4 protein-coding genes and 2 pseudogenes are annotated in these 2,954 nt (G+C 38.4%); all 6 read left to right on the top strand.

Annotation, left to right across the window (positions count from 1 at the left end; translation table 11 throughout):
* Nucleotides 1-333, top strand: a pseudogene (locus AYJ55_RS22485) (Rha family transcriptional regulator); the annotation flags it as partial.
* 25 nt (nt 334-358) lie between these two features.
* Nucleotides 359-499, top strand: a complete 141-nt coding sequence (locus tag AYJ55_RS30155) for a hypothetical protein (protein WP_245677454.1) — start codon at nt 359-361, stop codon at nt 497-499.
* A gap of 62 nt (nt 500-561) precedes the next feature.
* Nucleotides 562-690, top strand: a complete 129-nt coding sequence (locus AYJ55_RS34970; RefSeq protein ID WP_281181219.1) for a hypothetical protein — start codon at nt 562-564, stop codon at nt 688-690.
* A 157-nt stretch (nt 691-847) separates the two neighbouring features.
* The gene (locus AYJ55_RS22480) at nt 848-1,552 is read left to right on the top strand and encodes a tyrosine-type recombinase/integrase (protein WP_063657688.1); all 705 of its coding nucleotides are present in this window, start codon (nt 848-850) and stop codon (nt 1,550-1,552) included.
* 259 nt (nt 1,553-1,811) lie between these two features.
* Complete coding sequence (locus AYJ55_RS22475; RefSeq protein ID WP_063657649.1) at nt 1,812-2,411, top strand: hypothetical protein; 600 nt, start codon at nt 1,812-1,814, stop codon at nt 2,409-2,411.
* A gap of 160 nt (nt 2,412-2,571) precedes the next feature.
* A pseudogene (locus AYJ55_RS27410) lies at nt 2,572-2,927 on the top strand (TerL protein); the annotation flags it as partial.
* Nucleotides 2,928-2,954: the final 27 nt, after the last annotated feature.

The following is a 2,954-nucleotide window of genomic DNA, read 5'->3' as shown; positions in this document are numbered from 1 at the left end:
TTTTTAGCTGATGATATTTTCACCACTGGAAACGGTGCCCAGTCTATTCGAAAAATTTACCGATTTCCAAAACGTGAAGCCTGTCTAATGGCAATGAGTTACAGCTATGAGTTACAGGCTAAAATCTATGACTACATGACGGAGTTGGAAGAAAATAAAGGATTAGCTTTTACTATTGAGCAATTACAAAATATTGTTGCTACAGCCAGAAAAGAGTCTGATAAAGACTCTTCGGATGCTGGTCGTCGATTACGTAAGCGTCAAGATGATTTACCCATTCTTAAAAAAGCTGAAAAAACAGTAATGGAGTTATCTCAAATCCCCTTGATTTAATTGGTGGAAGCATGAGGTTAGAAGGATGACTCCTGAGCAATTCATCGAAGCCAATGTTAAGGCCGAGTTAATCAAGCTGGGCTTTTCTACCTCTGTCGCCAGCTTAGCCACCCGTGAAGCCATCCGCTATTATCGCAACAGCCAGCTAGTAGAAGAGGCAAGATGATAGAAGATTGTCTTAATCAAGCAAAAATTGTGGCCAGGTTAACAACAAAGCGATAATCGCAAATGAGTTCAATTAAACAAGTCAAAACTCGCCATGATAGCGAGGGTTTTCGTGTGCATTACGAAAATCCAGCAGGACGATTTCATAAAGCTTTAAAACGCGGGAAGCTGCTTGCCATTTTCTTTTTCTGAGCGAATCTGAGCGATTTTTGGCGATGATGGCAAAAGAAAAAGAGCAATGCCGAGATTGGCATCTTCGCAAGTTGATTCAGTTTTATGTGGGGAAAAAGGTCTTTCAGTGTGAAACGGGCATTTACGGCAAAGTTCGCTCGATACGATTAAACATGCCTTGTTTTCGATTGACGAAACGTTGCAAGCAAAAATGGCGTTGAATATTCGCCCGAGTGAATTTAACGGTTTACCGGAAAATACGCTTAAACATCTGCATTCTGCCTATTTGCTGCTGAAAGCAATGCGAAATGTTGGTGTCAGTCCAATTCCAAAATTGAAAAGAAAAGGGGAAAAGCCTATTTTCATTCCGGCGTTTGAGAATGTGGATAGGATGATTGAAGAAGCGCCCGTCAGAGAAAAGATTGCCTTCATCTTGGCATCGGTGATTGGGCTTCGGATAAGCGAAATATTGGCATTGGATTATAGCGATATTCAAGGGGAATATTTGAATATCTCAAAACATGTAACACGAAACGGTGTTATTGAAGGCTTAAAAGCTGACGTTCAGCGATTGTTACCGATGCCAAAAGGGTTATTGTCGCTATTGGATAAAAACAAGTTTGGGTTACATGAACCATTAATTGTCAGTCAATCAGTGAAAAGACTGTCGTTAAATTACAGTACGACAGGAATTGTTAAGGAATTACTGGAAAAATTCAGGATTGGGAAATTTCATAACTTACGGCATTTTGCAGCGGTACGTCTTATCAAAAAACGGAATGATATTCATGTTATTTCTAAAATGCTGGGTCATAAAAACATTGAGACCACCTCAAATATTTACGGTCGATTTTCAGGGTCAATTTTTGAGTTAAATTTTTAACATTTGCGTTCATTTTTTAATCATTAAGGTAAATGGGGTTAAAACCTTAATTGCTTTACATCAAAGGGATTCAGGTAAAAAATTACAGAATAGCCAAAAACGCATAATTCCGCAGTCATACTTCCGCATTTTGAAAAATTGGAAAACCTAATAATAACAACGCATGAAGAGGGATTTTTTCGCATACTTCCGCAAAATAAGTCCGCACCCAAAATGGCTAATTTTACGAATGTTGCACAAAGGTTAAAAAGAGGTTGTCATGTCAGGGAAAGCTAAATATAAAAAAGCGTATATTGATGACGTGATCAACCTGTCTTTGGTGAAAGGCAAAGTATCAAATCATTTCATTGCAAAATGGCTGCATGTGGATGAAAAAACGATTAGAAATTGGCGAAAGGATTATTACGAATTTGATCATGCTTTTCATCATGCGGCCGACATTTTGAAAAAAGAGCTAGCAGAAACAGCAAGGCAAAACACCAAAATCCGAAAACGCAAAATTATTAAAACCACGGCAGACGGCGAAACGACAACGATAGAAGAAGTATTGCCTAGTCACAATGATATTGCCGTTTACAAAAAGATGGGGATCAATGAAGTCTTCTTTAACGATGAAAAGCATCAACAAAAAGAATACTTAAGATCGATACTCGAGCGAAAAAAATCAGCCGAAATCACTTCACTAGAGGCCGCGCAATTTTTAGAGATAGAAGGCATTCCTATACCAACTACCTTATTACTGGAAATTAAGCAATTGCAAGGTAGCCCTATACCAGAAGATATACTACCGCAAAATGCAATTACTCGAGAAATGACTTTAGAAGAGGCCGCAGAAGCGTACCAAAAACTGATGGGGTAAAGGGTTAAAATCGCTTACTTATTTATGTTATAAATGATATTAAATTTAAATATTTATTTAATATCAATTGATTATATGAGTTTAACCCCATTTTTGTATTTTTATGTACACGTTTATGTGCAAAATATTTTTTGAGTCGCTTTTTTCCGGACAAATTCCTATGCCGTTACCTTTTCCTTTTGACTTTAAAAAACCAGATTATTTTAAGGTATTTGAGTGGCGCGATGAGCGTCTACAACGGTTACGCCAGCAGCCGGAAAGTTTTAAACGATTAACCCGATTTTATAAGGATAATCCCGCGCAGTTTATTATTGACTGGGCATGACGACAGACCCACGAAATGTCGATTACGGGTTACCGGTGACTATTCCTTTTTGCTGTTCCCGAAACAGGAAGCATGGATTGACTGGATAATGACACGCTGGAAAGGACGTGAAACGGTATTACCGAAAAAGCCGCGAAATGGGCTTAAGCTGGACGTCAATTGCACTCGCATGCGTTTATGTCTCCTTTAATTAAAGAGATATTGGTAATTGGCTTTGG

Origin of the sequence: Candidatus Arsenophonus triatominarum (assembly GCF_001640365.1) — a bacterium.
GTDB classification, from domain to species: domain Bacteria; phylum Pseudomonadota; class Gammaproteobacteria; order Enterobacterales; family Enterobacteriaceae; genus Arsenophonus; species Arsenophonus triatominarum.
Note: the sequence above shows the minus strand (reverse complement) of the source record. Positions and strands in the feature narration are given on the sequence as shown.